The sequence below is a fragment of the Microbacterium mcarthurae genome, assembly GCF_046064585.1.
In the GTDB taxonomy this organism is placed as follows: Bacteria; Actinomycetota; Actinomycetes; order Actinomycetales; family Microbacteriaceae; genus Microbacterium; species Microbacterium mcarthurae.
Window position 1 is genome coordinate 1,092,651 of the sequence record NZ_JAROCE010000001.1, and the last position, 23,723, is coordinate 1,116,373.

Here is a 23,723-nt window from a genome sequence, read left to right on the forward strand (position 1 = left end):
GGCTCTCACGCGAGTCTAGGAGCGTGGCGAGACGTCGCGGCCGGGTCAGCCCTGGAAGTCGTCGGGGTCGACGTCGTCGAGGAACTTCCGGAACTCCTCGACCCGGTCGTCGTCGCCCCTCGTGTCGAACTCGACCGCCCCTTCGGGCACGCCCGCCTCGGCCAGCACCGCCTCGGCGACCGCAATCGGCGCGTCGGTGCGGGCGGCGAGAGCGATGGCATCCGAGGGGCGCGCGTCGACGACGAACGGTCCCCGCGGCGTACGCACGTGGATCTCGGCGTAGAACGTGCCCTCGACCAACCGAGTCACCTCGACCCGGTCGACGGATGCCGAGAGGCCCTGGAGCATGACGACCATCAGGTCGTGCGAAAGCGGGCGTGGGGCGGCCGCGCCCTCGATCGCGACGAGGATCGACATCGCCTCCTGCGGGCCGATCCATATCGGGAGGACCACGGCATCTTCCCGCTCGGCGCCCGACAGCGGGGCCAGCAGGATGACGTGCTGTTGGGCGGAGTCGAGAGCCACGCCGAGCACGCGTACCGGGACCATGACGCCATGTTAGGGGCCGCAACCGAACGGATGAGCAGACGGGTGAATCACTGGGCGGCCCGGCTACTTCCTTCGCGGACCCGCGCGGCACACATCACTGGCTCACAGGTGTGCCTCATGTCTCCAAAAGCTTCGCTGCTACCTCTGGTTTTCGACCAGGAGGTACTCATGTCATTCCACCGCAACACTTTCGCCGTCCCCGCCGCCCTCGGTATCGTGCTGATTCTCGCCGGGTGCACGGCGTCATCCCCAGCAGACGACAGCACCGCAACAGGACAATCGCCCCTCACGCCCTACCTTTCTGCGCTCTTCGGCGCCGCCAGCGATCCCAACGCGGACAGTGCCGCGCTCCTGGAGCAAGAGAAGAAGCGGCAAGGAGTGATCGCCGAATGCATGAAAGAGCAGGGCTTCGATTACGTACCATACGTCGACGCCACGGCGTACAGCACCGTGTCCGCGGATGACTGGAAGCCCGACGACCGCTCGTGGGTCGCGCAGAACGGGTACGGGATGCTCCGATCATTCGAGCAGACCCCCGAGACGTCAGAACCAGACCCCAACACCAAGCACCTGGAATCGCTTCCCGAATCGCAGCAGCGCGCCTGGAATCGAGCACTGCTGGGCGACTACGCCGGAGAAGAGGCCCCGCAGGAGTGGATTCCCGCGAGGGCCGGATGCTCCGGCAAGGCCGACCAACAGACCTCCGCAGACTCGGACGAGTTCGCCGACCTCCGGCAGGCCCTGGGCACGCTCCAGGAGAAGGTCACGTCGTCGCCGGAGATCGCGCGGGCGGATAGTGAGTGGGCGGCCTGCATGACGACGGCCGGATACAGCTTCACGAACCCGCAGGGCGCCATCACGAGCCTCAGTCAGCAGTGGATGGAGCTGCTGGGAGACGGGAGCACACAGCCCGACGCCTCCGCGAAGGAGAAGTTCAAGACGGAGGAGATCGAGACGGCACTGGCTGATCTGGACTGCCGCACGAAGACCGGCTACGACGAGCGGGTTGAGAAGGTTCAGTGGGCGGCCGAGGAGAAGTTCGTCGCCGACCACAGGTCGGAGCTCGATAAGGCCAAAGCGGCGGCCGAGCAGGGTAACTCGTGACGGGCGTGCGCACTCGGGTGGGCCATATGGTCGCGCCGGTCCGGGCGATCATCCGCCGCAACCGCCCGCTGTGGATCGTGTCCGCGGTCGCAGTGGCGTCGCTGGTGACCGGTCTCGTGGTGGGACGCTTCGTCGTGTCACCGACGGACGCCGCTGCTCTGGGGTCTCCCCCCGCGCCCGGCTACGTGACCGCCCCGGTGGAGTATGGGCCGCTCAGCAACGAGGTCACGATGCGAGCCGACTTCGGTTACGCCGATCCAGTCGACGTGAAGATCGATACGACCGACCTGCCCGGCCAACCCATCGTGACCGGACGGGTGCCGGAGGTCGGTACCCAGCTGAACCCGCTCTCCGTCGCTCTGGAAGTCGCGGGACGCCCCGTCATTGTGCTGCCCGGGGACCTTCCCGCGTACCGTTCGCTCCGCTTCGGCGTCTCCGGACCGGACGTGTCTCAGTTCAAGTCCGCGATGCGCTCCATCGGGTTGGACGCCGGCGACCCAGAGAACGCGGTCTTCGATGAGCAGGCCGCTTCAGCAGTGAAGGCACTGTACGCGCAGGCGGGCTACCCGGCTCCGGCAGTCTCTGAGGATGCCGAGGCGGCGGTTCGTTCGTCTCGGTCCGCCGTCGCCAGCGCCGAACGGGCCGTCGCAACCGCCTCGTCCGCTTACGACAAGGCGAGAGCCGGAGCGACGGCCGCGGAGAAGCAAGAGGCGGACAACGCTGTGGCGAGTGCACAACGGGCCCTGGATGCCGCTGTGGCCAGCGGCGAAACCGAGGCGCGCGTGGCCGATTTGCGGGACGCGCTCGCGTTGGCCAAAACCAAGCGCGCGCAGCTGGATGTCGCACCGGACGCGTCCTCCGCTCAGACGGACCTTCGTAGCGCCCAGGAGCAGCTCGATCAGGCACGCGAAGATCTCGCGCGGGCACAGGAGCGAGCACTCCCGTACCTCCCCGCCGGGGAGGTGCTCTACCTCTCGGCCCTTCCCCGTCGCGTCGACTCGGTGGAGGCCCAGCGCGGAGCGGAACTCAAGGGCACGGCGATGACCGTGTCCGGTGCCGCGCTCTCGCTTTCCGGATCGGTTCCCGAGTCCGATGCCCGGCTCGTGAAGAAAGATGGCAAGGCAGTCGTCGACCTTCCCGACGGTTCGACGCTCGACGCCACGGTCACCAGCGTCACTCCTGGTCAGAAAGCGGGTGATCGATGGACGGTGACCCTCGCGCCGGCGGCCGTCACCGACCAGCAGCTGACGGAACTGCGCGGGCAGAATCTCCGTGTTCGCATCCCCGTCGCCGCCACCGATGGCGACGTCCTCCACGTCCCTCTCGCCGCCCTCACCGCGGGGCCCGGGGGCGAGGATCGGGTCGAGGTCGTCACCGGCGACCCCCGGGACGGACAGTCCGCATCGACGCGCCGCGTCGTGGTCGAGACGGGGCTGTCCGCCTCGGGAGCAGTAGAAGTACGTCCCGTCGATGGAGAGCTGTCCAAGGGCGACCTCGTGGTGGTGGGACGATGATCGCCCCGCTTCTCGAGTTACAGGAGGTGACGCGTTCCTTCCCGGGGCCGCCGGAAGTGCGGGCGCTGCGGGGAGTCGACCTCACGATCCACGAAGGCGACTACCTTGCCATCGTCGGTCCTAGTGGCTCAGGGAAATCCACGATGCTCAACATCCTGGGACTGCTCGACCGGCCCACCAGTGGCGAGTACCTGCTCGGGGGCGAACCGACCACGACGCTCGATGACGACGCACGCACGGCCCTGCGGGCTCGACAACTGGGATTCGTCTTCCAGGCGTTCCACTTGCTTCCGCGGCGATCGGTGGAGGAGAACGTCATGCTGCCTCTGATCTACAGCGACGCCCCCCGGGGCGACCGAGAATCGCGCGCGAGAGAAGCCCTCGAACGAGTGGGGCTGGGCCACCGCCTGGGCTTCAGGCCGGACGTCCTTTCGGGCGGCGAGCGCCAGCGTGTCGCGGTCGCGCGCGCTCTGGTGACGAGGCCGCGCCTGGTCCTCGCCGACGAGCCCACGGGGAACCTCGACGGAAGGACGACAGAGGAGATCATGACCCTTTTCGAAGCGCTGCATGAGGGAGGCATGACGCTGGTGATCATCACCCACGACACCACCGTGGCGAAGCGCGCCGACCGAGTGATTCGCATCAGCGACGGCCGCATGAGCGAGAGATCGTGAAGCGCCGCGTGCGAGCGAATCGCTTCGGTTGGAACGACCTCCTTGCCGAGGCGACGAGCGACATCGGTGTACGTCCGGGGCGCCTCGTGGCCACGATCGCCGGGGCCACGCTGGGCGTAGCCGCGCTCGTCGCCACGATCGGGCTGGCAGGGACCGCGTCGGCTCAGATCGAGCGTCAGTTCGACGCCGTCGCTTCGACACAGGTCGTCGCCTCGCCGGCCACCGCGAAGGACAAGGATGGCAAATCCGTCGCCACCGCCGCACTCCCCGAGGACGCCGCTGCGCGGGTCGCACGGCTGGCGGGAGTGGAGGCCTCCGCGACACTCAGCCCTCTGGATCTGCGCGGCGGGACGGTTTCCGCCGTGTCGATCACGGATCCTTCCGCGGCGGCCGCTGTGCCCCCGACGATCTACGCGACCTCCGAGGGCCTGCTCAGCACAGCCGGTGGGCACGTCGTCACGGGACGTTTCTTCGATGCCGGCCATGACCGCCGCGGCGATCGCGTGGCGGTTCTCGGGTCGGAGACCGCCATGGCGCTGGGTATCACGCGAGTGGACTCACAGCCGTCGGTCTTCCTCGATGGGCGCGCCTACGCCGTGATCGGAATCATCAGCGGGACCGAGGCCATCGGCGATCTCGTCAATGCTCTCGTCATCCCCGACGGCGCGGCGCGACGGGATTTCGGTCTGCGCTCGCCAGCAACCGTGCGGGCGAAGATCGTCGTCGGCGCCGGGCCGCAATTGCGACAGCAGATCGCGCTCGCGCTGTTCCCCGACCAGCCCGACGATGTCACCGTCGGCGCGCCCCCCGCGTCCTCGACCGTGAGCTCAGGAGTTCAGAACGACCTCACGACCATCTTCGCCGCCGTCGGCCTCGTCGTCCTTCTCGTGGGCGGGCTGGGCATCGCGAACGTGACCATGCTCTCGGTGACCGAACGGACGAGCGAGATCGGCTTGCGACGCGCCCTCGGAGCCACGCGGCGTCAGGTCGCCGCTCAGTTCGTCGTGGAGTCGGTCGTCGTCGGCGGCCTCGGCGGCCTGATCGGCGCCGCACTAGGCGTCTTCACCGTCGTCGGGGTGGCGGTGGTGCAGAACTGGACGCCGGTGCTCGATCCGTTCATCGCCATCGGTGGCGCGCTGCTGGGCGCCCTCGTAGGTCTGATCGCCGGGGGTCTGCCGGCCCGCCGTGCGGCACGCGTCGAGCCCGTCGTGGCTCTGCGAGGATCATGAGGTCACCAGCCGAAGGTGTTGAACCACTCCCGCCGTCGATCGGCATCGGCTCGGGTGGGGTCGCCCCGCCACGTGTCGTGCGGCCTCAACGTCCCGTCGTCCTGCAACGGCACGAAGGCCCAGCAGGTGGGACAGAGGGATCGACCACCCGGGAATCCGTCGTCCAGGCGGGGAGCCGGTTCGGCCGGAGACCCCCCGGCGGGGCACTCGGGCGGGTCGGCCTGGAGGTCGTTCCACAGGAGCGCGCCGCCACGACGGTGATGGAGGCCGCGATGGCCCTTCTCACGCGTGCAGATCTCTCCTCTTCGGCGGCTCAGGCACAACCTTCGAGCCGCGCCCGGCAGGCGAGCCAGCGTCTGCGTCATCTTCTGATTCTCGTCGCTGCGATCGCACCGGGGGCAGATGCGCGATGCGAATGGGACGGTGGGGTCCGGTGGGGAAGGGATCGGCGGTCATCGTCGACCACCACCGGCGAGTCGGTAAAGCATGTCGACCTCCTGGTGATTCGACACTCCGTCAGCCCTCCCGCGACGCCGAGGGGGTTGACTCCGCGAACGGGCGTGCTACCCGGCGCCGTCAGCTCCCGGCGCGGCGCAGAACCGTGTCGACGGCGGCATGGAACGTCAGGTGTTGCGCGACCTCGACGGCGCGGTCGTAACGCGTTCCCCCCAGAGCCACGAAAACGGCCCCGACCACCTCGACGTACCCCACGATGAGCCCGTCCCGTGCGACCTCGTACAGGTCCAGGTCGATCCGCGTCCAGGGGATCTCCGTGGTGGTGTCGAAGCGACCCGGACGGCGAAGGGGCATGTCCATGACCATGAGAGAACTCCTTGTTGATATCCGGGGTACTCTCAGGGTGCGCCGCGCGTCGGCGTGTCGTTTCGGGGTTGACGAATCGTGGATCTCGGGATACGGCCGCTCAGCCGGCGGCTCGCACCGGCCGGCCGCGGCGAGGACGTTCCGTCGAGAGGCCGAACGGGGTGGCATCGGCGGCCAGCCTCTCGACCTCGTCGAGGAAGCGGAGGTCGGCGTCCAGCCGCGCGCGGCGGGCGGCGAGGACGACCGCGCGCGCGACGGCATCCATCTGCTCGTCGTCGTCCGCCCTCGTTTCGGCCAGGGCCTCGCGAACCGCGGCCCGCTGGACGGCGATCATGCGCGCGACGTCCGCCCCGGGCAGAGTGAGCGCCAAGGCGATGCGCAGAGCGACCTCATCCCGCCGATCAGCGACCGATGCCTCGCCGAGCCACGCGCGGGCTTCCGCGCGACCCGCGGCGGTGGCCCCCCACAGCACGCGACCCTCTTCATCCACGCCCCGGTGCTCCACGAGACCGTCACGCTGAAGTCTCTCGAGGGTGGTGTACACCTGCCCGACATTGACCGCCGCACCCGTGCGGCGCAGGTACTCGGCGCGCAGTTGCGAGCCGTAGCAGTCGCCGCGATCGAGGATCGCTAGCAGGCTTTGGCGTACGGACATAGGGCCCTCCGACCCGTGAACAAATGGCTTTCCGAGTATATGGTTCGATGCCGAGTGATCGCTCTCCGCCGCACCACGACGCGGGAGTAGCCTGTGGTCAGACCACAGAGAAGGTCGTCGATCGGAGGCATCCCGTGGAGTGGCTCGACCCCCTCATCCTCGCTCGGTGGCAGTTCGGCCTGACCACCCTGTACCACTTCCTGTTCGTGCCCCTGACGCTCGGCATGTCGTTGGTCGTGGCCATCTTCCAGACCGTCTGGTACCGCACGGGCGACGTGAAGTGGCTGCACCTGACGCGCTTCTTCGGGAAGATCTTCCTGATCAACTTCGCGATGGGCGTCGTGACCGGCATCGTCCAGGAATTCCAGTTCGGCATGAACTGGTCGGCCTACTCGCGTTTCGTCGGTGACGTGTTCGGCGCTCCCCTGGCGTTCGAGGGGCTGTTGGCATTCTTCCTGGAAGCCACATTCATCGGGCTGTGGATCTTCGGTTGGGACAAGCTCCCCCGCCTCGCCCACCTCGCGAGCATCTGGATGGCCACGCTCGGGGCGACCTTCTCGGCGTACTTCATCATCGCCGCGAACGCGTTCATGCAGAACCCGGTCGGCTACCAGATGGCGGCCGACGGCAGCCGCGCCGAACTCGTCGACTTCTGGGCCATGCTCACCAACCCCGTCGCCCTCGCCGCGTTCCCCCACACGATCTTCTCGGGCTGGATGTTCGCCGCGATGGTCGTGGTCGCCGTGTCCGCGTGGCACCTCGCCCGCGGACGCAACGTCGAGATGATGCGCAAGCCGCTGCGCTTCGGCCTGTGGTCTGCGGTGGTCTCGTTCGTCCTCGTCGCGATCGCCGGTGACCAGCTCAGCCTCGTCATGGTCGCCACGCAGCCGATGAAGATGGCCGCCGCCGAAGCGACCTTCAACACCGTCTGCGGGGCGGATGCCTCGTTCTCGATCTTCACGCTCGGCACCCCGGACGGCACGAGCGAGCTGTTCTCCATCCGCGTGCCGTTCCTTCTCAGCATCCTGTCGACGCACTCGCTCGACGGCTGCGTCGAAGGCATCAACGACCTCAACACGATGTACGCGCAGGAGATGTTTCCCCAGTTCGCCGACCAGGTCGACGGCAACTTCGCCCCCGTGCTGTGGGTCACCTACTGGTCGTTCCGGTGGATGATCGCGCTCGGCGGCCTCGCCGCCCTCATCAGCGTCGTGGGCCTGTGGGTCACCCGCAAGAAGGCGACGCGCCCCGTGGCTCCCTGGATGTGGCGCGTGGCGATCTGGGCCGCTCCCCTGCCGCTGCTGGGCAGCCTGGTCGGCTGGGTCTTCACCGAGATGGGCCGACAGCCGTGGATCGTCTTCGGCCTCATGCTCACCGAGGACGGTGTCTCGCCCAGCGTGCCCGGCTGGAGCGTCTTGATCTCGCTCATCGCCTTCACCGCGATCTACGCCACCCTGGCCGTGGTCGAGTTCGGGCTGATCAAGAAGCACGCGCAGAAGGGGCCGGACCCGCTGCCCGACCCAGACGCGCCGCGCGAGCCCGACACCATCGAGAACACCCCGACGACCGTCTACTAGGAGCACAGTCATGGACCTCGCATATCTCTGGTTCTGGATCGTCGGATTCCTCTTCATCGGGTACTTCGTCCTCGACGGGTTCGACTTCGGCGTGGGCATGTCGCTGCCGTTCCTCGGCAAGGACGACATCGCCCGCCGTCAGATCATCAACACGATCGGCCCCGTGTGGGACCTCAACGAGACGTGGGTGATCGTCGCCGGCGCCGCGCTGTTCGCCTCGTTCCCCGAGTGGTACGCCACGCTCTTCAGCGGGTTCTACCTGCCGCTGCTCCTCATCCTGCTCGCGCTGATCGCCCGGGGAGTGTCGTTCGAGTACCGCCATCAGCGGGAGTCGTTGAAGTGGAAGCGCGGCTTCGACCGCATGATCGTCGTCGGGTCGGCCGTGCCCGCGCTGCTGTGGGGTGTCGCCTTCGCGAACATCGTGCAGGGAGTCCCCCTGGATGCCGACCACGAGTACGTCGGCACGCTCTTCACGCTCCTCAACCCCTACGGCCTGCTCGGCGGCGTCGTGACGCTCCTGCTGTTCTTCACCCACGGCGTCTACTTCGTCGCATTGAAGACCGACGGGCAGGTCCGCAGCGACGCCCGCGCGCTGGCGAAGACGTCCGGGCTGCTCACGATCGTGGCCGCCGCGGTGTTCCTCGCCTGGACGATCCTGCAGGCCGCGAACAACGAGGCTCCGCTGCTGCTGGGTGTGGTGGCGCTGTCCGGCATCGCCGCACTGACGCTCATCGGCTCGTGGGTGGCGAACCTCCGCGATCGCGAAGGCACCGCCTTCACCCTCGGCGCGGTCACCATCGTCACCGCCGTCGCGGCGCTGTTCTTCGCGCTGTTCCCCAACGTCATGCCGTCGACGCTGGAGGCCGGCTCGAGCCTCACCATCGAGAACGCCTCGAGCACCGACTACACCCTGACCATCATGAGCTGGGCGGCGTTGATCTTCCTGCCGGTCGTGCTCGCGTACCAGGGCTGGACGTACTGGGTGTTCCGCAAGCGCGTCACGCGCGCACGGATCGAGAAGGCCGCGCTGGTGGCGCATTGACCGACACGACACGGGTGCGCCCCGTCGACCCCCGACTGGTGCGGTACGCCACCGCCTCCCGCGGCTTCTTCGCGGTGAGTGCGGCGATCGTCCTCGCCCAGACGGGGGTCGTCGTCGGCTTCGCGTGGGCGCTCACCTCCGCTCTCGTGGGTGCGATCGATGGACGCCCCCTCGCAGAGCTCTCCGCAGCCATCGCCGCTGCGGCGGCGCTCGTGGTGCTGCGCGGTCTGCTCGTGGCGGCGTCCGAACGCGTCGCGGCTCGCGGCGCCGCCGCCGCCTCCCTGCAGCTGAGGGAACGGCTGCTGTCCGCCGTCGCCGCGCTCGGCCCCGGTTGGCTCGCGCGGCGCAACGCCGCCTCCCTATCGGTGACGGCCGGGCACGGCCTCGAGGCGCTCGACTCCTACTTCAGCCGCTACCTCCCGCAGCTGGTGGCGACCGCGGTGACGACGCCGATCCTGATCGGGGCGATCACCCTGGCCGATCCGCTGTCCGGGCTCATCGTCGTGCTGACCCTGCCACTCATCCCCGTGTTCATGGTGCTCATCGGACTCGCGACCCGCACCGTGCAGAAGAAGCAGTACGGCACACTCGGTCGCCTCGCGGCGCGTTTCGCCGACACCGTCGAGGGCCTGGGGACCCTCAAGGCCTTCGGACGCGAGCACCGCGCCGCCGACACGATCGAACGCGTCACCCGTGACTACAAGCGCGAGACGATGACGGTGCTGCGCGTGTCGTTCCTGTCGGGCTTCGCGCTGGAGTTCCTGGCATCCATCTCGGTCGCCATCATCGCCGTGACCATCGGGTTCCGGCTGCTCGCGGGAGACCTGAGCCTGCTCGTGGGGCTCTTCGTCCTGCTGCTCGCTCCCGAGGCGTACCTGCCCATCCGCCAGGTGGGCGTGCAGTTCCACGCCGCCGCCGAGGGCGTCGCCGCGACCGAGGAGATCTTCGACGCGCTGGATTCGGCGCGCACGGCCGAGCGGCCGCGGGCCGATGCGGGCGGTGCGGGCACGTCCCTCGAGCTCGACGATGTCCTCGTCGCGCGCGGGGCGCACCGGATGCCACGGATCTCGCTGTCGATCGGACCCGGTGACGTCGTGCTGCTGAGTGGTCCGAGCGGCGTCGGCAAGTCGAGCCTGGTCGCCGCGATCCTCGGCTACGCCGAACATGAGGGCGAAGTGCGCGTCGACGGCCGCCCGGTCGCGCACGCTCGCGAGGTCGTGGCGTGGGCGGGGCAGCGACCCGGCCTGGTGTCGGGCACCGTCGCCGAGAATATCGCTCTCGGCTCTCCCGCGGACGCCCGCGAGATCGCACAGGCATTGGCCGACGCCGGTGCCGCCGACCTCGACCCCGCCACGCCGCTCGGCGCGGGGGGCGCAGGCTTGTCCGGCGGGCAGGCGCAACGCGTCGCGGTCGCGCGTGCCCTGTACCGTTCACGCGTCGCGGGCGCCCGCATCCTCGTCCTCGACGAGCCCTCGAGCGCCCTGGATGCCGCAACCGAGGCTCACCTCTGGCGCACCCTGCGCGCCGAGGCCGACGGCGGTGCGGGCGTGCTCCTGGTGTCGCACCGGCTCTCCGCCCGCGAGATCGCCGACCGGGTCGTCGAGCTGGGAGCACGCGCGTGAACGCCCGGGTTCGCGGCATCCTGGCCTCCGCTATGCCGACGCGCCGGCGGTTCGCCCCCGCGGTGCTGTCGGGTTTCGGCACCGCGGCGAGCGCGGTGGCTCTGCTCGCGGCGAGCGCGTGGTTGATCGCACGCGCGGCCGAACAGCCCTTGGTGATGTATCTGTCCGCCGCGGTCGTGGGCGTGCGCGCCTTCGCGCTGTCGCGCGGCGTCTTCCGCTACCTCGAGCGACTCACCGGGCACGACGCCGCGCTCGAACGACTCGCGGTCGTGCGAGCCGACCTCGTGCGCGACCTGGTGCCCCTCGCGCCGGACGGTCTCGGTCGCGCGCGACGCGGTGGGTTGCTGTCGAGCGTCGTCGACGACGTCGAGGAGCTGCAGAACCTCCCGTTGCGCGTCGTTCTCCCGCTGTCCGTCGCCGGGATCACCTCGCTCGCGGCCGTCGCGTTCACGGCCCTGGTGTCGTGGCCGGCCGCGCTGACGCTCCTGGCGTGCCTGGCCGGGGCGTTCGCGGTGTCGGTGGCGGTCGGATGGGCGGCGGGGGCGCGGGCCGAACGTGCCATCGCACCGCTCCGCGGCGCAGTCGCCGATGCGGTCCACGACCTGCTGACCAACCTCGACGTGTTGACCGCCTACGGAGCGCTCGACGCGGCGAAAGAACGCGTTCGCTCCGCCGACCGAGCGCTTCGACGCGCGGTCGTGCGCCGCGGTGCCGCCCAGGGTCTCACCTCCGGCACGGTTTCCGTACTCGCCGGCCTCGCTTCCCTCTTCGCCCTCGTCGTGGCCGCCCCGGCCGTCACCGGTGGCACGCTCTCGGGGCCGGGCCTGGCCGTGGTGGTCCTGCTGCCGATGGCGGTCTTCGAGGTGTTCGGACCGGTGCCGCTGGCCTTGGCGTCGTGGCGCCAGGTGCGGGCGGCAGCCGAGCGCATCGCGGACGCGGTGCCCGCCGAGATTCCCGACGGTCTCCCCCGTCACGAGCCCGCCGCGCGGGGCGAGGCACCCTTGCTGGGGGCCGGTCTTGAGCTGCGCGACGTCGCCGCGCATTGGCCCGCGCGCAGCGACGCGGATGCCGACGACCCGGGGCGCATCGCTGACGTCACCCTGCGCGTCGGACCCGGCGAACGCGTCCTCGTCACCGGTCCGAGTGGCGCCGGCAAGACCACGCTCGCGCACGTCCTGGTCCGCTTCCTCGACTACGACGGCTCGTACACGATCGGCGGCGTCGAGGCGCGCTCCCTCGCGGGCGACGACCTGCGCCGCACCGTCGGCCTGGTCGAGCAGTCCCCGTATCTGTTCGACGAGTCGGTGCGCCAGAATCTGCTCTTCGCGCGTGACGACGCCACCGACGCCGACCTGCGCCGCGTCCTCGAGCGCGTCGGACTCGACACGTGGATCGGCGAGCGCGGGGGCCTGGACGCTCCCGTCGGCGACCGGGGCGCCCTCGTCTCGGGAGGCCAGGCCCAGCGCCTGGCCCTCGCGCGCGCCCTGCTGCGCGGATTCCCCGTGCTGGTGCTCGACGAGCCCACCGCGGGCGTGGACCCCGCGGCATCCGACGCCCTTCTGCGCGATCTGCTCGGCGCGGTCGACGACGCGCGTGCGGTCGTCCTGATCTCGCACGTCGAGGTGCCCGAGAACATCGTGGACCGGACCGTGCGCCTGGAAGAGGGCCGGGTCGTGGCGAGCTGAACCGGTCAGGATGCCGGGACGAACCGCACGCGATCGGGAGCGATCGAGAGCATCACGTCGTCATCGCGGCGAAGCCCGCTCGCGTCGACCGGCTCGACCTCGGCGGCTCCGCGCGAGGTGACGACCCGCACCCCCGACGGGGTCGGCTCCAGTCGTTCCACGCGCGCGGACCAGGCGTTGACCGCCGCCCCGCCGATGCGGACATCGGAGGCCCGGAACACCGCGGCCATCGGGCGCCCCTCGTTCGTGGCCAGCGAGCGGGAGGCGGCATCCGACGACTCCAGCCGCACCGCGTCGCTCGTCCAGCCGCCGCGCGCGGCACGACCGACGAGACGCTCCAGTCCGGCGATGCGCGCCGCGACATCGGTGGCCGGAGCGCGCAGCACGTCGGCCACCGCACCCCCCTGGGTGGCCCTGCCCTCTTCGATGATGAGCAGCCGGTCGGCGAGAGCGGCGGCGTCCACGGCGTCGTGCGTGACGGCGACCGCGGTGACGCCGCTCAGCGCCTCGCGCAGCATGGCCCGGATCTCGGCGGCGGTGACGGGGTCGAGGGCGACGAGGGGTTCGTCCAGCAGCACCGCACGCGGTCGGGCCGCGAGGGCGCGCGCGACCGCGACACGCTGCTGTTCCCCGCCGGAGAGGGTCGCCGGAGGACGCTCACCGGTCCCGGGCAGCCCGACGCGGGCGAGCCACTCCTCCGCCCGGTCCCGAGCGGTCCCACGGTCCACGCCGGCGGCGCGCGGACCGAAGGCCACGTTCTCGCGGACGGAGAGGTGCGGGAACAAGCGTGCGTCCTGGTCGAGGAGCACGATGCCCCGATGCATCGGGGCGGTACGCACGCGAGGAGCTGCGGCACGGTCCAGCACGCGGTCATCCAGCGACACCTCCCCCGCGTCGAGCGGCTGAAGCCCGGCGAGGACCTGGAGCAGCGTCGATTTCCCCGCGCCGCTGCGCCCCATGATCGCGAGCGTCTCACCGGGCGCCACGTCGAAGCCGACGTCGACGACGAAGGCGCGACGCCGCACGACGATGTGCGCCGAGAGCGCGGCGGTCACGACGCGCCCGCCGACGGGCGCCACCCGCGCACCAGCAGGAGGACGGCGATCGCCGTGACCAGCAGCAGCAGAGCGAGTGCCACCGCGGTGCCCTCGGCCACACCGCCGCCGTTGAACGCGGTGTAGATCGCCAGCGGCATCGTCTGCGTCACACCGGGACGATTGCCGGCGAACAGGGCGGTCGCGCCGAACTCGCCGATCGCCCGGGCGAAGCACAGGACGACTCCGGCAATGATCCCGGGGGCGGCGAGCGGCAGCGTCACGCGCCGCAGGATCGTGCCGCGGCTCGCACCGAGCGACGCGGCGGCGCGCTCGAAGTCCACCCCGGTGCTGCGCAGCGCCCCCTCGACGGCGAGCACGAGGAACGGCAGGGCGACGAAGACCTGGGCGAGCACGACGGCCATCGTGGTGAAGGGGAGCCCGAGGCCGCCCAGCCATCCGCTGCGGCCGAAGAGGTACAACAGCGCGACGCCGCCGACCATGGGCGGCAGCACGAGCGGCACGGTCACGAGCGCGCGCAACACCGCCGCAGTGCGACGGGAGCTGCGGGCGATGAGGAGGGCGAGCGGGATGCCGACACCGGCGCACACCGCGGTGGCCGCGGCCCCCGTGGCCACCGACAGCAGCAGCGCCGAGCGGGCGGCATCCGAGGTCACATCCGCCCACAGGGTGCCCCACTCGACGCGCCCGATGAGCGCCGCGAGGGGGATGAGGAGGAATGCCAAGCCCGCCAGCGCCGGCACCACGAGCCAGCGCGGAACGTACCCGCCCCCGGTCATGGGGCGCGGAATCCCGCGTCGGCGAGGATGCCCTGCCCCTGCGGCGACAGCACGAACGCGGTGAACGCCTCCGCACCCCCGGGGTTGGCGGCATCGCGGAGCGCGGAGATCGGGTAGCGGTTGACCACGCCCTCGGCCCCCTCCGGGACGATGACCTCGACATCGCCGCGACCGGCGGCGTCGGTGGCGTAGACCAGGCCTGCCTGTGCGTCGCCCGCCTCGACCTTCGCGAGCACCGCGGTGACGTTCTGCTCCTCGCTCACCGGCGTCACCGACACGTCGGCCTGCGCCAGGAGCGTCGCCGACGCCGACCCGCACGGGACCGCGGCCGCGCAGAGCACCGTCGTCACGCGGGCGAGATCGGTAAGGCCGGTGACGCCGCCCGGATTGCCCGCCGGGACCGCGATGACGAGAGTGTTCGCCGCGAAGATCCGGGCATCCACGGCGAGATCACCGATCCTGTGCATGGTGTCCTCGTCGGCGGATGCGAAGACGTCGGCCGGGGCGCCCTGGTCGATCTGGGTCGCCAGCGTGCTCGAGCCGTCGTATACGGAGACGACGTCCACCCCCGGGTGCGCGGCCTCGAACGCCGCGGCGATCTCGTCGAACGCTCTCTGCAGCGACGCCGCCGCGTACACCTGCACGACTCCGGTGGGCCCACTGCCCGCGGCGGGGGGCACCGCCGAAGCGCACGCCGTCATCGACAGCACGGCCGCGAGGGGCAGTGCGAGACGGGCGAGACGCATGGCGGGACCTTTCCGCGGGCACGGGGCCGCGGCATCCATTGTTCCGCATCCGCGGACCAGATGGGCGATCAGATCCGCTCGCGCGGCGTTTCCACGGTCACGACGGTGGCCTTCACGGATGCCACGGCGAGCGCGCCCGGGACGAGCGCGAGTTCGCGGGCCGCCTCGGCCGACATGAGCGACACGATCCGGTGCGGCCCGCACTGCAGGTCGACCTGGGCCATCACGCCGTCGATACGTACGCGCGTGACGATCCCGACGAAGCGGTTGCGCGCGCTGGAGACGGCACCGGTGGGGTCCTCGGGTTCGTCGGCGAGGGCGACGGCGCGGGCGGCGAGCGCCTCACCGGGAATCTCTACGGGCGTCGCGCCCGTCGTGGGAAGCAGACCCTGGTCGACCCAGCGGCGCACGGTGTCGTCGCTGACCCCGAGCAGGCGTGCGGCCTGCGCGATGCGGAAGGTGTGCGGCATGGCACGACGGTATCGCCGCCGACGCGACGGCGGCGACCCCCGGCCCGCCGCCACTCGCCTAGGCTCGTCGCATGGATGCCGTGCGCGAGACCGGGGCGCCCCGCGAGGGCGGGTTGCTCGACCGGTTCGGGCGCGTCGCCCGCGACCTGCGCGTCTCCGTCATCGACAAGTGCAACCTGCGCTGCACGTACTGCATGCCGGCCGAGGGGCTGCCCTGGATGCCGCAGCAGCAGCTCATGACCGGGGAGGAGATCGCGCGCATCGTGCGGGTCGCCGTGCGCCAGCTCGGCGCCGAGGAGCTGCGACTTACCGGTGGGGAACCGCTCGTCCGCAAGGACCTCGAGGACGTCATCGGCCGCATCCGCGCCGACCACCCCGACCTTCCGATCGCGATGACGACGAACGCGGTGGGGCTCGACCGTCGCGCGCAGGCCCTCAAGGATGCCGGCCTCACTCGATTGAACGCGTCACTGGACACGCTGCACCCCGAGACCTTCGCCGAGCTGACCCGCCGCCCGCACCTCGACAAGGTCCTCGCGGGGCTCGACGCCGCCCAGGCCGCGGGCCTCGGCCCCATCAAGATCAACGCGGTGCTGCTGCGCGGCATCAACGACACCGAGGTCGTGCCGCTCGTGGACTGGGCGGTGACCCACGGCTACGAGATGCGGTTCATCGAGGACATGCCGCTCGACGGCGACCGCTCGTGGACCGAGACGCAGGTCGTCCCCGCGCGCGAGATCCGCGGCGCCCTCGAGGACGTGTTCGACTTGTCGCCCGACCCGCGCGGGCGCGGCGCCGCCCCCGCCGAGCGGTGGGAGGTGCGGCGCCGCGGCCACCGCACGCTGGCGGGTCACGTCGGGATCATCTCCTCGGTGACCGAGCCGTTCTGCGCCGCGTGCACGCGCACGCGGGTCACCGCCGACGGCCGCATCCGTTCGTGCCTGTTCTCGCACGAGGAGACCGATCTGCTCACCGCGCTGCGCGACGGCGCGAGCGACGAGGGTCTCGCGCAGATCTGGCGGGATGCCATGTGGCGAAAGCCCCGCGCGCACGGTTCCGACCGCGTCGGGCTCGCGCGCGCCGACTTCGTCCAGCCCGAGCGCACGATGAGCGCGATCGGCGGATGAAGCCGCTCGTCGACCCGGTGGTGTCCCTCGCCCCCGAAGAACTCGTCCGCACCGCACGGCACGCCGTGCTCGCCGGCATCGGCGAGGAAGGCCAGCGGCGCCTCGCCGCCGCGCGCGTCGCGGTGGTGGGGGCGGGGGGTCTGGGCTCGCCCGTGCTGCTGGCCCTCGCCGCCGCCGGCGTCGGCGAACTCACCGTGATCGACGACGACATCGTGGAGCGCACGAACCTGCAGCGGCAGCTGATGCACCGCGTCGACGACATCGGCGTCCCGAAGACGGCCTCGGCGGCGCGCGCGATCCGCGACCTCTCGCCCCTCACTCGCGTGCGCGAGGAAACAGTGCGCCTGACCGCCGACAATGCGCGGCCGCTCCTCGCCGACGCGCACGTCGTGATCGACGGCAGCGACACCTTCGACACGCGCAGCGCCGTGGCATCCGCCACCGACGCCCTCGGGATGCCGCTGGTGTGGGGCGCGGTGCAGGAGTGGTCGGCGCAGGCGACGGTGTTCTGGTCACGTCCGCCCGAGGGGCACGCCCCCGTGACCCTGTCGGACGTGTTCCCTGCGGACTCCGTCGGCGAACCCCCCACGTGCGCGCAGGTCGGCGTGCTCGGTTCGCTGTGCGTGCAGGTGGGCGGCATGCTCGCGACCGAGGCGATCAAGCTGGTCACGGGCGCCGGGGAGCCGCTCCTCGGCCGCATGGCCGTCATCGACGCCCTGCGCGCCCGCCAGGACATCGTCCCGCTCACCGGAAGGACCCCGCGTGCCTGATCTCCGCACCGCCGAGGAGCAACGCGCCCGCGTGCTCGAAGCCGTCACCGTGCTGCCCGTCGAGACGGTCGGTCTCGTGGAGGCCGCGGGCCGTACGCTCGCGGCGGATGTACGCGCCCGCCACGACCTCCCGGGAGACGACAATTCGTCGATGGACGGCTTCGCCGTGCGCTTCGCCGACGTCGAGGGCGCGGATACCGGAACCCCGGTGGTCCTCCGGGTCGTGGCCGACCTCCCGGCGGGTTCCGCCGATGACCCCGCGTTCGGCCCGGGCGAGGCCGTGCGCATCATGACGGGAGCGCCGATCCCGACGGGCGCCGACGCCGTCGTCCCGTTCGAGGACACCGCCGGAGGTCTCGCCGATTCCCTCGGCCTCATCGAGGTGCGTCACGCGCCGGCCGCCGCGGGGGCGTTCATCCGACGCCGCGGCGGCGACGTCCGCGCGGGCGAGGTCGTGCTCACCGCGGGAGAGCGGCTCGGTCCCTTCGCACGGGCCGCTGCGGCGGCGGCGGGCGTCGACCGGGTCGAGGTGCGTCGCCGTCCGCGCGTCGCGGTCGTGTCCACCGGGAGCGAGCTGGTGCCGCCCGGCGTCGCACCGGGCCGCGGTCAGACGCCCGACTCGAACGCGACGCTGCTGGCCTCGCTCGTCGCCGATGCCGACGCCGACGTCGTGCTCGTGGCGCACGTGACCGACGAGGCCGGAGCAATCGACGACGTGCTCGCACACGCGGCCGAGGTCGACGTCGTGGTCTTCAGCGGCGGCGTCAGCGCCGGAGCGTACGAACCGGTGCGCCAGGCACTGTCCGACCGCATAGCGTTCGAGAAGGTCGCGATGCAGCCGGGGAAGCCGCAGGCCTTCGGTCGACTCGACGACGGCCGGCTCGTCTTCGGGCTTCCCGGAAACCCCGTGAGCGTGGCCGTATCGTTCGAGGTGTTCGTGCGTCCCGCGCTGCTCCGCCTGCAGGGACGCGCGGTGATCGACCGCCGCAGGGCCCGGCTCACGGCATCCGAGACCTGGACGACACCCCCCGGTCGCCGCCAGTACCTCCCCGCCGTCGTCGACCTCGTCGCCGGCACCGTGCGCCCCGCCACCCCGGGAGGGTCCGGGTCCCACCTCGCCGCGTCGCTGGCGCGAGCCGAGGCGTTCGCGATCGTCCCCGCCGAGGTGGCCTCCGTCGCCGTCGGCGACCCCGTCGATGTCATGCTGATGCCATGACCTTCACCCATCTGGATGCCGCGGGCCACGCCCGCATGGTCGACGTCACCGCCAAGCAGCCCACCGTGCGCACCGCGACGGCGCGCGGCTTCGTCCGCTGCAGCCCCGAGGTGGTCGCAGCTCTCCGCGACGGCACCGCCCCCAAGGGCGATGTCCTGGCGGTGGCACGGATCTCCGGCATCCAGGCGGCGAAGTCCACGCCCGCGCTCCTCCCCCTCGCGCACGTCATCGGCGTGCACCGGGCCTCGGTCGACCTCGCGATCGTGGACGACGGCGTCGAGATCGAGGCCACCGTCGGCACCGCCGACCGCACCGGCGTCGAGATGGAGGCCCTGACCAGCGTGTCGGTGGCTGCCCTCGCGATCGTCGACATGGTGAAGGGCCTGGACAAGGGCACGTCCATCGAGAACGTGCGGATCGTGTCCAAGACGGGCGGCAAGTCCGGCGACTGGCACCGCCCGGGAGAGACCGCGTGAGCGTCCGGGTGCGCTACTTCGCCGCCGCGGCCGAGGCAGCGGGAACGGATGCCGAAGACCGCCACGAGCCGGGACTCGAGGCGCTGCGCGCGGCCGTCGTCGCCGACCACCCCGAGCTCGGCGGCATCCTGAATCGCTGCGCCGTCCTCGTCGACGGCGAGCGCCGCGACGACGACGCGCCCCTCGAGGGGGTCACGCACGTGGACGTGCTGCCCCCGTTTGCCGGCGGCTGAGCCTCACCCCACCCCTTCCGCGCGTCGCGCTGTCCCGCCGTCCCGCCGTCCCGCCGCCGCGCCGTCCCGCCGTCCCGCCGTCGGCCCTCACGCATAAACGCTTTCCACGCGCAGAAACGCGTGCACAGCGCGTTTATGCTCGCCGAACGCGTTTATGCGTGCTCGGATGCCAAGCGCTAGCCTCCGAGGCCCTTCCAGGCCGTGGTGCCGTCTGCCTCCACCTGACGCTTCCACACGGGCAGATCGGTCTTGATCGTCTCGATGACGGTGCGGCACACCTCGAATGCCGCGGCCCGGTGACCCGAAGCCACCGCGATGACGACCGCCGCCTCCCCCACGCCTAGGCGCCCCACACGGTGGCTCACCGCCACGATCGCATCGGTGCCCGCGGCAGCGTGCTCGGCGATGCGGTGGAGCGCGGCGGGCGCGTCGGGATGTGCGCTGTACTCCAGCGCGACGACGGCATCCGTGGCATCCGGGTCGGTGTTGCGAACGCGCCCGACGAACGTCGTGACCGCTCCTGAGGCGTCGTCTTCCACCGCACGCAGGTGCGCGTCGAGGTCGAGCGGTTCCTCGGACAGGCGGGCGATACGGACGGCGCTCATGCGTGGTCTCCTCCGGCGAGCTGATCGAGGACGTGCGGGGCCAGCTCGGCGATCACGGCGATTCCGGATGCCACGGCACGCGTGGATCCGGGAAGGTTCACGACGAGGGTCGCGGGGTCGGCGATGCCGGCGAGTCCGCGCGAGAGGACCGCGAGCGGCGTGTCGTCGAGTCCGCGGCGGCGGAGCTCCTCGGCGATCCCCGGGATCTGACGGTCGAGCACCGTCACGGTGCCCTCGGGCGTGCGGTCCGTGGGTGCGACACCGGTGCCGCCGGTCGTGACGACCAGACCCGCGCCCGCAGCGATCGCGGCGCGGAGAGCGCTCTCCACGCTGTCCGCACCATCGGGTACGACGACGGCGTCGGCGCACTCGAACCCCGCCTCGCGCAGGAGCGACACGGCGAGCGGACCGCCCCGGTCCTCGCGGAGCCCGGCGGCGGAGCGGTCGGAGACGGTGATCACGCGAGCGGTGTGCGGCACCGTCCCAGCCTAGGCGGGTGCGTCCGATGCGGCGGGGATCGTCTCCACCTCGGGCACCTCGGGGGCCATGCGCCCCGCCTTGGCCTTCGGCGCCAGGTCATCGCGCTGCACCGATTCGGCGGCGGCGGTGATGCGTCGTGCCATACCGCTGAAGATGAGTCCGTGGAACGGGAGGACGGCCAGCCAGTACAACCGCCCGGCGAGCCCCGTGGGGAAGAACAACGCCCGCTGGTCGAATCGCGCACCGTCGCCCTCGGGACTCGCGCGCAGCTCGAGCCACGCCCCACCAGGCACCTTCATCTCGGCACGCAGGCGCAGCAGACGGCCCGGCTCGATGGCCTCGACACGCCAGAAGTCCAGGGCGTCTCCGACCGTGACGACCGTACGGCTGCGCCGACCGCGCGCGAGGCCCACCCCGCCGACCAGACGGTCCATCCACCCCCGGATGGCCCAGAGCAGTGGTGACGAGTACCAGCCGTTCTCGCCGCCGATGCCTTCGATCACCGACCACAGTTGCGCGGGGCTCGCGCTCGTGCGCATCGTCCGCTCGTCGGTGTAGACCAGACGGCCCGCCCACTCGGGGTCGCTCGGCAGCGGGTCACTCGGCGCTCCCGAGACCTCGGAATCCTGCCAGCTGGTCTCGATGGCGTCGTCGTTCACCCGGCCGAGCGCTCGGCGCACGGCCTCACGGTAAGGCATCAGCCCGCCCTCGGGACGCGGGACGAGGTCGTCGATCGCACGGTCCTTCACGACGCAGTCGTTCTGCAGCGACTCCACCAGCGGACGGGCGATCGACTTCGGGATCGGGGTGACGAGATTGACCCAGTGCGAGGCCAGCCGCGGGGTGAGCACGGGGAGTGACGCGATCGCACGCTGGGGAAGCCCCGCCTCGAGGGCGTAGCCGTTCATCATCTGCCCGTAGCGCAGCACGTCGGGACCGCCGATGTCGACGGCGCGGTTGACGTTGGGGGCGACACGCGCGGCCCCGAGCAGATAGTGCAGCACGTCGCGCACGGCGATCGGCTGGATGTGATTGCGCACCCACTTGGGCGCGGGCATGTACGGCAGGACGTCGGTGAGGTGTCGCACCATCTCGAACGACGCCGAGCCCGATCCGATCACCACACCGGCCTGCAGCACGAGCGTCGGCACTCCGCTGGCGAGCAAGATCTCGCCCACCTCGACGCGCGATCGAAGATGCGCCGACAGCGGCGCGTCGTCGGGGTGGAGCCCGCCGAGGTAGATGATCCGAGACACGGACGCCCCTGCGGCGGCGTCGGCGACCGTTCGGGCCGCGCGACGATCGGTGTCCTCGAAGTCGCGCCCGCCGCCCATGGAGTGGATGAGGTAGTAGACCACGTCGACAGCCTCGACGGCACGGGCCACCGCCGCCTGATCGGTCGCGTCGCCCTCGATCGTCTCGACGTCATGGCCCCAGGGGAACGCTTCGACGCGCCGCGCGTCGCGGGCGAGCACGCGCACCCGATAGCCGGCCGACAGCAGGCGCGGCACCAGACGACCCCCGAGATAGCCGGTGGCCCCGAGGACGAGCGCGCGCGGAGGCGATCCGTCCGGTCGGGGTTGCGCGACGAGCGCGGGTTCACGGCCGGTGGGGGCGGACAGCTCGCTCATGCCGCCACCGTACGCCCGGCCGACGACACGAGCGGGGGCTTGACGCCGATAGGGTGAGGCGCGTGGAGACCACCGTCACCGCGCCCGCCGGCACCTTCCGGGGCCGCGTCGACCGTTCCGTCCGCTCGTGGCGCGGCATCCGCTTCGCGCTCCCCCCGACGGGCGAGCGCCGCTGGCGCGCTCCCCTTCCTGCGCCGGACGCCGACGGCGTCGTGGATGCCACCGTCTTCGGCCCCGTCTGCCCTCAGCCCACGAATCCGGCGATCCCGCTCGGAGAAGGAGCCGTCGAAGACGAGGACTGCCTGTCACTGAATGTGTGGGCACCGGAGGGGGAGAGCGCGTCCGCCCGCCCGGTGATGGTGTGGCTGCACGGCGGCGCCTACACGTTCGGGTCCTCGAGCCAACCGCTCTATGACGCGACGTCGATGGTGTCGGCCGGCGACGTGATCGTGGTCACGGTCAACTACCGCCTGGGCGCCCTCGGCTTTCTCGACCTCTCCCACGCCCTGCCCGACGGGGGTTTCGACGGCAATCTCGCTCTCAAGGACGTCCTGCTCGCCCTGCGGTGGGTGCAGCGCAATGTTGCGGCTTTCGGCGGTGATCCGAGCCGCGTCACGGTGTTCGGCGAGTCCGCAGGGGGCGGCCTGGTCACCACGCTCCTTGCGACCCCGTCGGCGCGGGGTCTGTTCCACCGCGCGATCGCTCAATCGTCTCCGGCCTCCAGCGTCTACGGCAGCGCGCGCGCGATGAAGGTCGCCCGCCGCTTCCTCTCCGAATTGGGAATCGCCGCGGACGACCCCGCGGCTTCGACCGCGGTCGAGGCCGCCTCGGTCGATGCGATCGTCGCCGCCAGCCAGCGCGTCTACGCCGACGTCCCGACGAGCGACCCCGGCACGCTCGCGTTCGCTCCGGTCGTCGACGGCGACCTGCTCCCGGAAGCCCCCATCGCGGTGCTCCGGGAGGGCCGCGGCATCCCGGTCCCCCTCGTGATCGGCACGAACAAAGACGAAGCGTCACTGTTCTCGTTCATGAAGTCGCCGCTCATCCCCATCACGGGCGAACGCATCGATCAGATGTTCGCCGATATGGCGGCGGAGAGCCCCGGCGTCGAACTGCCGACGCGCGAACAGGTGCTGACCGCGTACGAGCACGTGCGTCATCGTGCGATCGGGCTGGGCGTGGCGCGCGATATCGGCTTCCGTCTCCCCACGCTGTGGGTGGCCGAAGGTCACTCGAAGGCCGCGCCGGTGTGGCTGTACCGCTTCGACCACGCCGCGCCCTTCCTCCGACTCATCGGCCTCGGGGCCACACACGCGACCGAGTTGCCGTACGTGTGGGGGAACCTCGTGAGCGGCCCGAAGGACCTGACCTTCCGGCTCGGCGGGCGCCGCATCGCCGACCTGATCTCCGCGCGAATGCTGGCGCGGTGGACTGCCTTCGCTCGGGGAGACGAGCCGACGGCATCCGGCACCCCCGCCTGGCGCCCATTCCGCACGGACGGGGACGACGCGCGGGCGACGCTCGTGATCGACCGGCACGACGCCGTCGTCAACGACCTCGACGGCGACCTCCGCCGCGCGTGGGGCGATACGATCCTGACGTTCTCCTGACACGCGGGGGGAAGTCTGTCGAGGGCGAGCGGCTCTGAGCGACCGACCGGGC

Annotated in this window: 25 protein-coding genes; 14 read left to right on the top strand and 11 right to left on the bottom strand. The window is 71.2% G+C overall.

Going from position 1 to position 23,723, the window contains the following annotated elements:
- Positions 1-45: 45 nt before the first annotated feature.
- On the bottom strand, positions 46-549 hold the full coding sequence (locus P5G46_RS05325) for a bifunctional nuclease family protein (RefSeq protein ID WP_239276763.1): 504 nt from the start codon (positions 547-549) through the stop codon (positions 46-48).
- Positions 550-717: 168 nt separating this feature from the next.
- On the opposite strand from P5G46_RS05325, the gene P5G46_RS05330 reads away from it, so the two are divergent.
- The 4 genes from P5G46_RS05330 to P5G46_RS05345 are packed head-to-tail and all read left to right on the top strand — an operon-like array spanning position 718 to position 5,070.
- Positions 718-1,653 carry a hypothetical protein gene (locus tag P5G46_RS05330; protein WP_375095924.1) on the top strand — a complete coding sequence of 312 codons (936 nt, stop codon included), beginning with the start codon at positions 718-720 and terminating at the stop codon, positions 1,651-1,653.
- 26 nt (positions 1,654-1,679) lie between these two features.
- A complete protein-coding gene (locus tag P5G46_RS05335; RefSeq protein ID WP_375095925.1) occupies positions 1,680-3,167 on the top strand; it encodes an efflux RND transporter periplasmic adaptor subunit in 1,488 nt (495 codons plus the stop codon).
- Positions 3,164-3,841: an ABC transporter ATP-binding protein gene (locus P5G46_RS05340; RefSeq protein ID WP_239276760.1), complete on the top strand. Its 678-nt coding sequence runs from the start codon at positions 3,164-3,166 to the stop codon at positions 3,839-3,841. The genes P5G46_RS05335 and P5G46_RS05340 overlap by 4 nt, the downstream gene beginning before the upstream one ends.
- A complete protein-coding gene (locus P5G46_RS05345) occupies positions 3,838-5,070 on the top strand; it encodes an ABC transporter permease (protein ID WP_408905133.1) in 1,233 nt (410 codons plus the stop codon). Before P5G46_RS05340 ends, P5G46_RS05345 begins: the two co-directional genes overlap by 4 nt.
- Positions 5,071-5,072: 2 nt before the next feature.
- On the opposite strand, the gene P5G46_RS05350 is transcribed toward P5G46_RS05345, so the two are convergent.
- The 3 genes from P5G46_RS05350 to P5G46_RS05360 all read right to left on the bottom strand — a co-directional run bounded on the left by P5G46_RS05350 (position 5,073) and on the right by P5G46_RS05360 (position 6,547).
- Complete coding sequence (locus P5G46_RS05350; RefSeq protein ID WP_239276758.1) at positions 5,073-5,435, bottom strand: hypothetical protein; 363 nt, start codon at positions 5,433-5,435, stop codon at positions 5,073-5,075.
- 211 nt (positions 5,436-5,646) lie between these two features.
- Positions 5,647-5,892 (bottom strand): hypothetical protein, encoded by a 246-nt coding sequence (locus P5G46_RS05355; protein ID WP_375095927.1) that lies wholly within the window; start codon positions 5,890-5,892, stop codon positions 5,647-5,649.
- Positions 5,893-5,992: 100 nt separating this feature from the next.
- Positions 5,993-6,547 (bottom strand): PadR family transcriptional regulator, encoded by a 555-nt coding sequence (locus P5G46_RS05360; RefSeq protein ID WP_408905134.1) that lies wholly within the window; start codon positions 6,545-6,547, stop codon positions 5,993-5,995.
- Positions 6,548-6,681: 134 nt separating this feature from the next.
- Between P5G46_RS05360 and P5G46_RS05365 the strand changes: the two genes are divergently transcribed.
- Genes P5G46_RS05365 through cydC form a run of 4 tightly spaced genes read left to right on the top strand, consistent with a single transcriptional unit; the run spans position 6,682 to position 12,473 of the window.
- On the top strand, positions 6,682-8,124 hold the full coding sequence (locus P5G46_RS05365; RefSeq protein ID WP_239276755.1) for a cytochrome ubiquinol oxidase subunit I: 1,443 nt from the start codon (positions 6,682-6,684) through the stop codon (positions 8,122-8,124).
- Between the two features lie 10 nt (positions 8,125-8,134).
- Positions 8,135-9,166: a cytochrome d ubiquinol oxidase subunit II gene (gene cydB, locus P5G46_RS05370; RefSeq protein WP_239276754.1), complete on the top strand. Its 1,032-nt coding sequence runs from the start codon at positions 8,135-8,137 to the stop codon at positions 9,164-9,166.
- Entirely contained in the window at positions 9,163-10,788 is a 1,626-nt protein-coding gene (gene cydD, locus P5G46_RS05375) for a thiol reductant ABC exporter subunit CydD (protein WP_375095929.1), read from the top strand. The genes cydB and cydD overlap by 4 nt, the downstream gene beginning before the upstream one ends.
- Positions 10,785-12,473 (top strand): thiol reductant ABC exporter subunit CydC, encoded by a 1,689-nt coding sequence (gene cydC, locus P5G46_RS05380; protein ID WP_408905135.1) that lies wholly within the window; start codon positions 10,785-10,787, stop codon positions 12,471-12,473. The genes cydD and cydC overlap by 4 nt, the downstream gene beginning before the upstream one ends.
- Positions 12,474-12,478: 5 nt before the next feature.
- Here cydC and P5G46_RS05385 read toward each other — a convergent pair whose 3' ends face one another.
- The 4 genes from P5G46_RS05385 to P5G46_RS05400 all read right to left on the bottom strand — a co-directional run bounded on the left by P5G46_RS05385 (position 12,479) and on the right by P5G46_RS05400 (position 15,523).
- Positions 12,479-13,528 carry an ATP-binding cassette domain-containing protein gene (locus P5G46_RS05385; RefSeq protein ID WP_408905136.1) on the bottom strand — a complete coding sequence of 350 codons (1,050 nt, stop codon included), beginning with the start codon at positions 13,526-13,528 and terminating at the stop codon, positions 12,479-12,481.
- Complete coding sequence (modB, locus tag P5G46_RS05390; protein WP_408905137.1) at positions 13,525-14,307, bottom strand: molybdate ABC transporter permease subunit; 783 nt, start codon at positions 14,305-14,307, stop codon at positions 13,525-13,527. The genes P5G46_RS05385 and modB overlap by 4 nt, the downstream gene beginning before the upstream one ends.
- Positions 14,304-15,053, bottom strand: coding sequence for a molybdate ABC transporter substrate-binding protein (gene modA, locus P5G46_RS05395; protein WP_408905138.1), 750 nt, complete (start codon positions 15,051-15,053; stop codon positions 14,304-14,306). The genes modB and modA overlap by 4 nt, the downstream gene beginning before the upstream one ends.
- Positions 15,054-15,121: 68 nt before the next feature.
- Entirely contained in the window at positions 15,122-15,523 is a 402-nt protein-coding gene (locus tag P5G46_RS05400) for a TOBE domain-containing protein (protein ID WP_239276749.1), read from the bottom strand.
- A gap of 71 nt (positions 15,524-15,594) precedes the next feature.
- Between P5G46_RS05400 and moaA the strand changes: the two genes are divergently transcribed.
- From moaA to P5G46_RS05425, 5 genes are read left to right on the top strand one after another with little or no spacing between them, the layout of a single operon-like run.
- Positions 15,595-16,650 carry a GTP 3',8-cyclase MoaA gene (moaA, locus tag P5G46_RS05405; protein ID WP_408905139.1) on the top strand — a complete coding sequence of 352 codons (1,056 nt, stop codon included), beginning with the start codon at positions 15,595-15,597 and terminating at the stop codon, positions 16,648-16,650.
- On the top strand, positions 16,647-17,420 hold the full coding sequence (locus tag P5G46_RS05410; RefSeq protein WP_408905140.1) for a HesA/MoeB/ThiF family protein: 774 nt from the start codon (positions 16,647-16,649) through the stop codon (positions 17,418-17,420). The genes moaA and P5G46_RS05410 overlap by 4 nt, the downstream gene beginning before the upstream one ends.
- Positions 17,413-18,636, top strand: a complete 1,224-nt coding sequence (locus P5G46_RS05415; protein WP_408905141.1) for a molybdopterin molybdotransferase MoeA — start codon at positions 17,413-17,415, stop codon at positions 18,634-18,636. The genes P5G46_RS05410 and P5G46_RS05415 overlap by 8 nt, the downstream gene beginning before the upstream one ends.
- Positions 18,633-19,112 carry a cyclic pyranopterin monophosphate synthase MoaC gene (gene moaC / locus P5G46_RS05420; protein WP_408905142.1) on the top strand — a complete coding sequence of 160 codons (480 nt, stop codon included), beginning with the start codon at positions 18,633-18,635 and terminating at the stop codon, positions 19,110-19,112. The genes P5G46_RS05415 and moaC overlap by 4 nt, the downstream gene beginning before the upstream one ends.
- On the top strand, positions 19,109-19,345 hold the full coding sequence (locus P5G46_RS05425; protein ID WP_408905143.1) for a MoaD/ThiS family protein: 237 nt from the start codon (positions 19,109-19,111) through the stop codon (positions 19,343-19,345). Before moaC ends, P5G46_RS05425 begins: the two co-directional genes overlap by 4 nt.
- Before the next feature lie 176 nt (positions 19,346-19,521).
- On the opposite strand, the gene P5G46_RS05430 is transcribed toward P5G46_RS05425, so the two are convergent.
- From P5G46_RS05430 to P5G46_RS05440, 3 genes are read right to left on the bottom strand one after another with little or no spacing between them, the layout of a single operon-like run.
- Positions 19,522-19,950, bottom strand: a complete 429-nt coding sequence (locus P5G46_RS05430) for a molybdenum cofactor biosynthesis protein MoaE (protein WP_239276743.1) — start codon at positions 19,948-19,950, stop codon at positions 19,522-19,524.
- Positions 19,947-20,429 (bottom strand): MogA/MoaB family molybdenum cofactor biosynthesis protein, encoded by a 483-nt coding sequence (locus P5G46_RS05435; protein WP_239276742.1) that lies wholly within the window; start codon positions 20,427-20,429, stop codon positions 19,947-19,949. The genes P5G46_RS05430 and P5G46_RS05435 overlap by 4 nt, the downstream gene beginning before the upstream one ends.
- A gap of 9 nt (positions 20,430-20,438) precedes the next feature.
- Positions 20,439-22,061, bottom strand: a complete 1,623-nt coding sequence (locus tag P5G46_RS05440) for an SDR family oxidoreductase (RefSeq protein ID WP_408905144.1) — start codon at positions 22,059-22,061, stop codon at positions 20,439-20,441.
- A gap of 62 nt (positions 22,062-22,123) precedes the next feature.
- Here P5G46_RS05440 and P5G46_RS05445 point away from each other — a divergent pair, with 62 nt between their 5' ends.
- The gene (locus P5G46_RS05445) at positions 22,124-23,671 is read left to right on the top strand and encodes a carboxylesterase/lipase family protein (RefSeq protein ID WP_408905145.1); all 1,548 of its coding nucleotides are present in this window, start codon (positions 22,124-22,126) and stop codon (positions 23,669-23,671) included.
- Positions 23,672-23,723 lie beyond the last annotated feature (52 nt).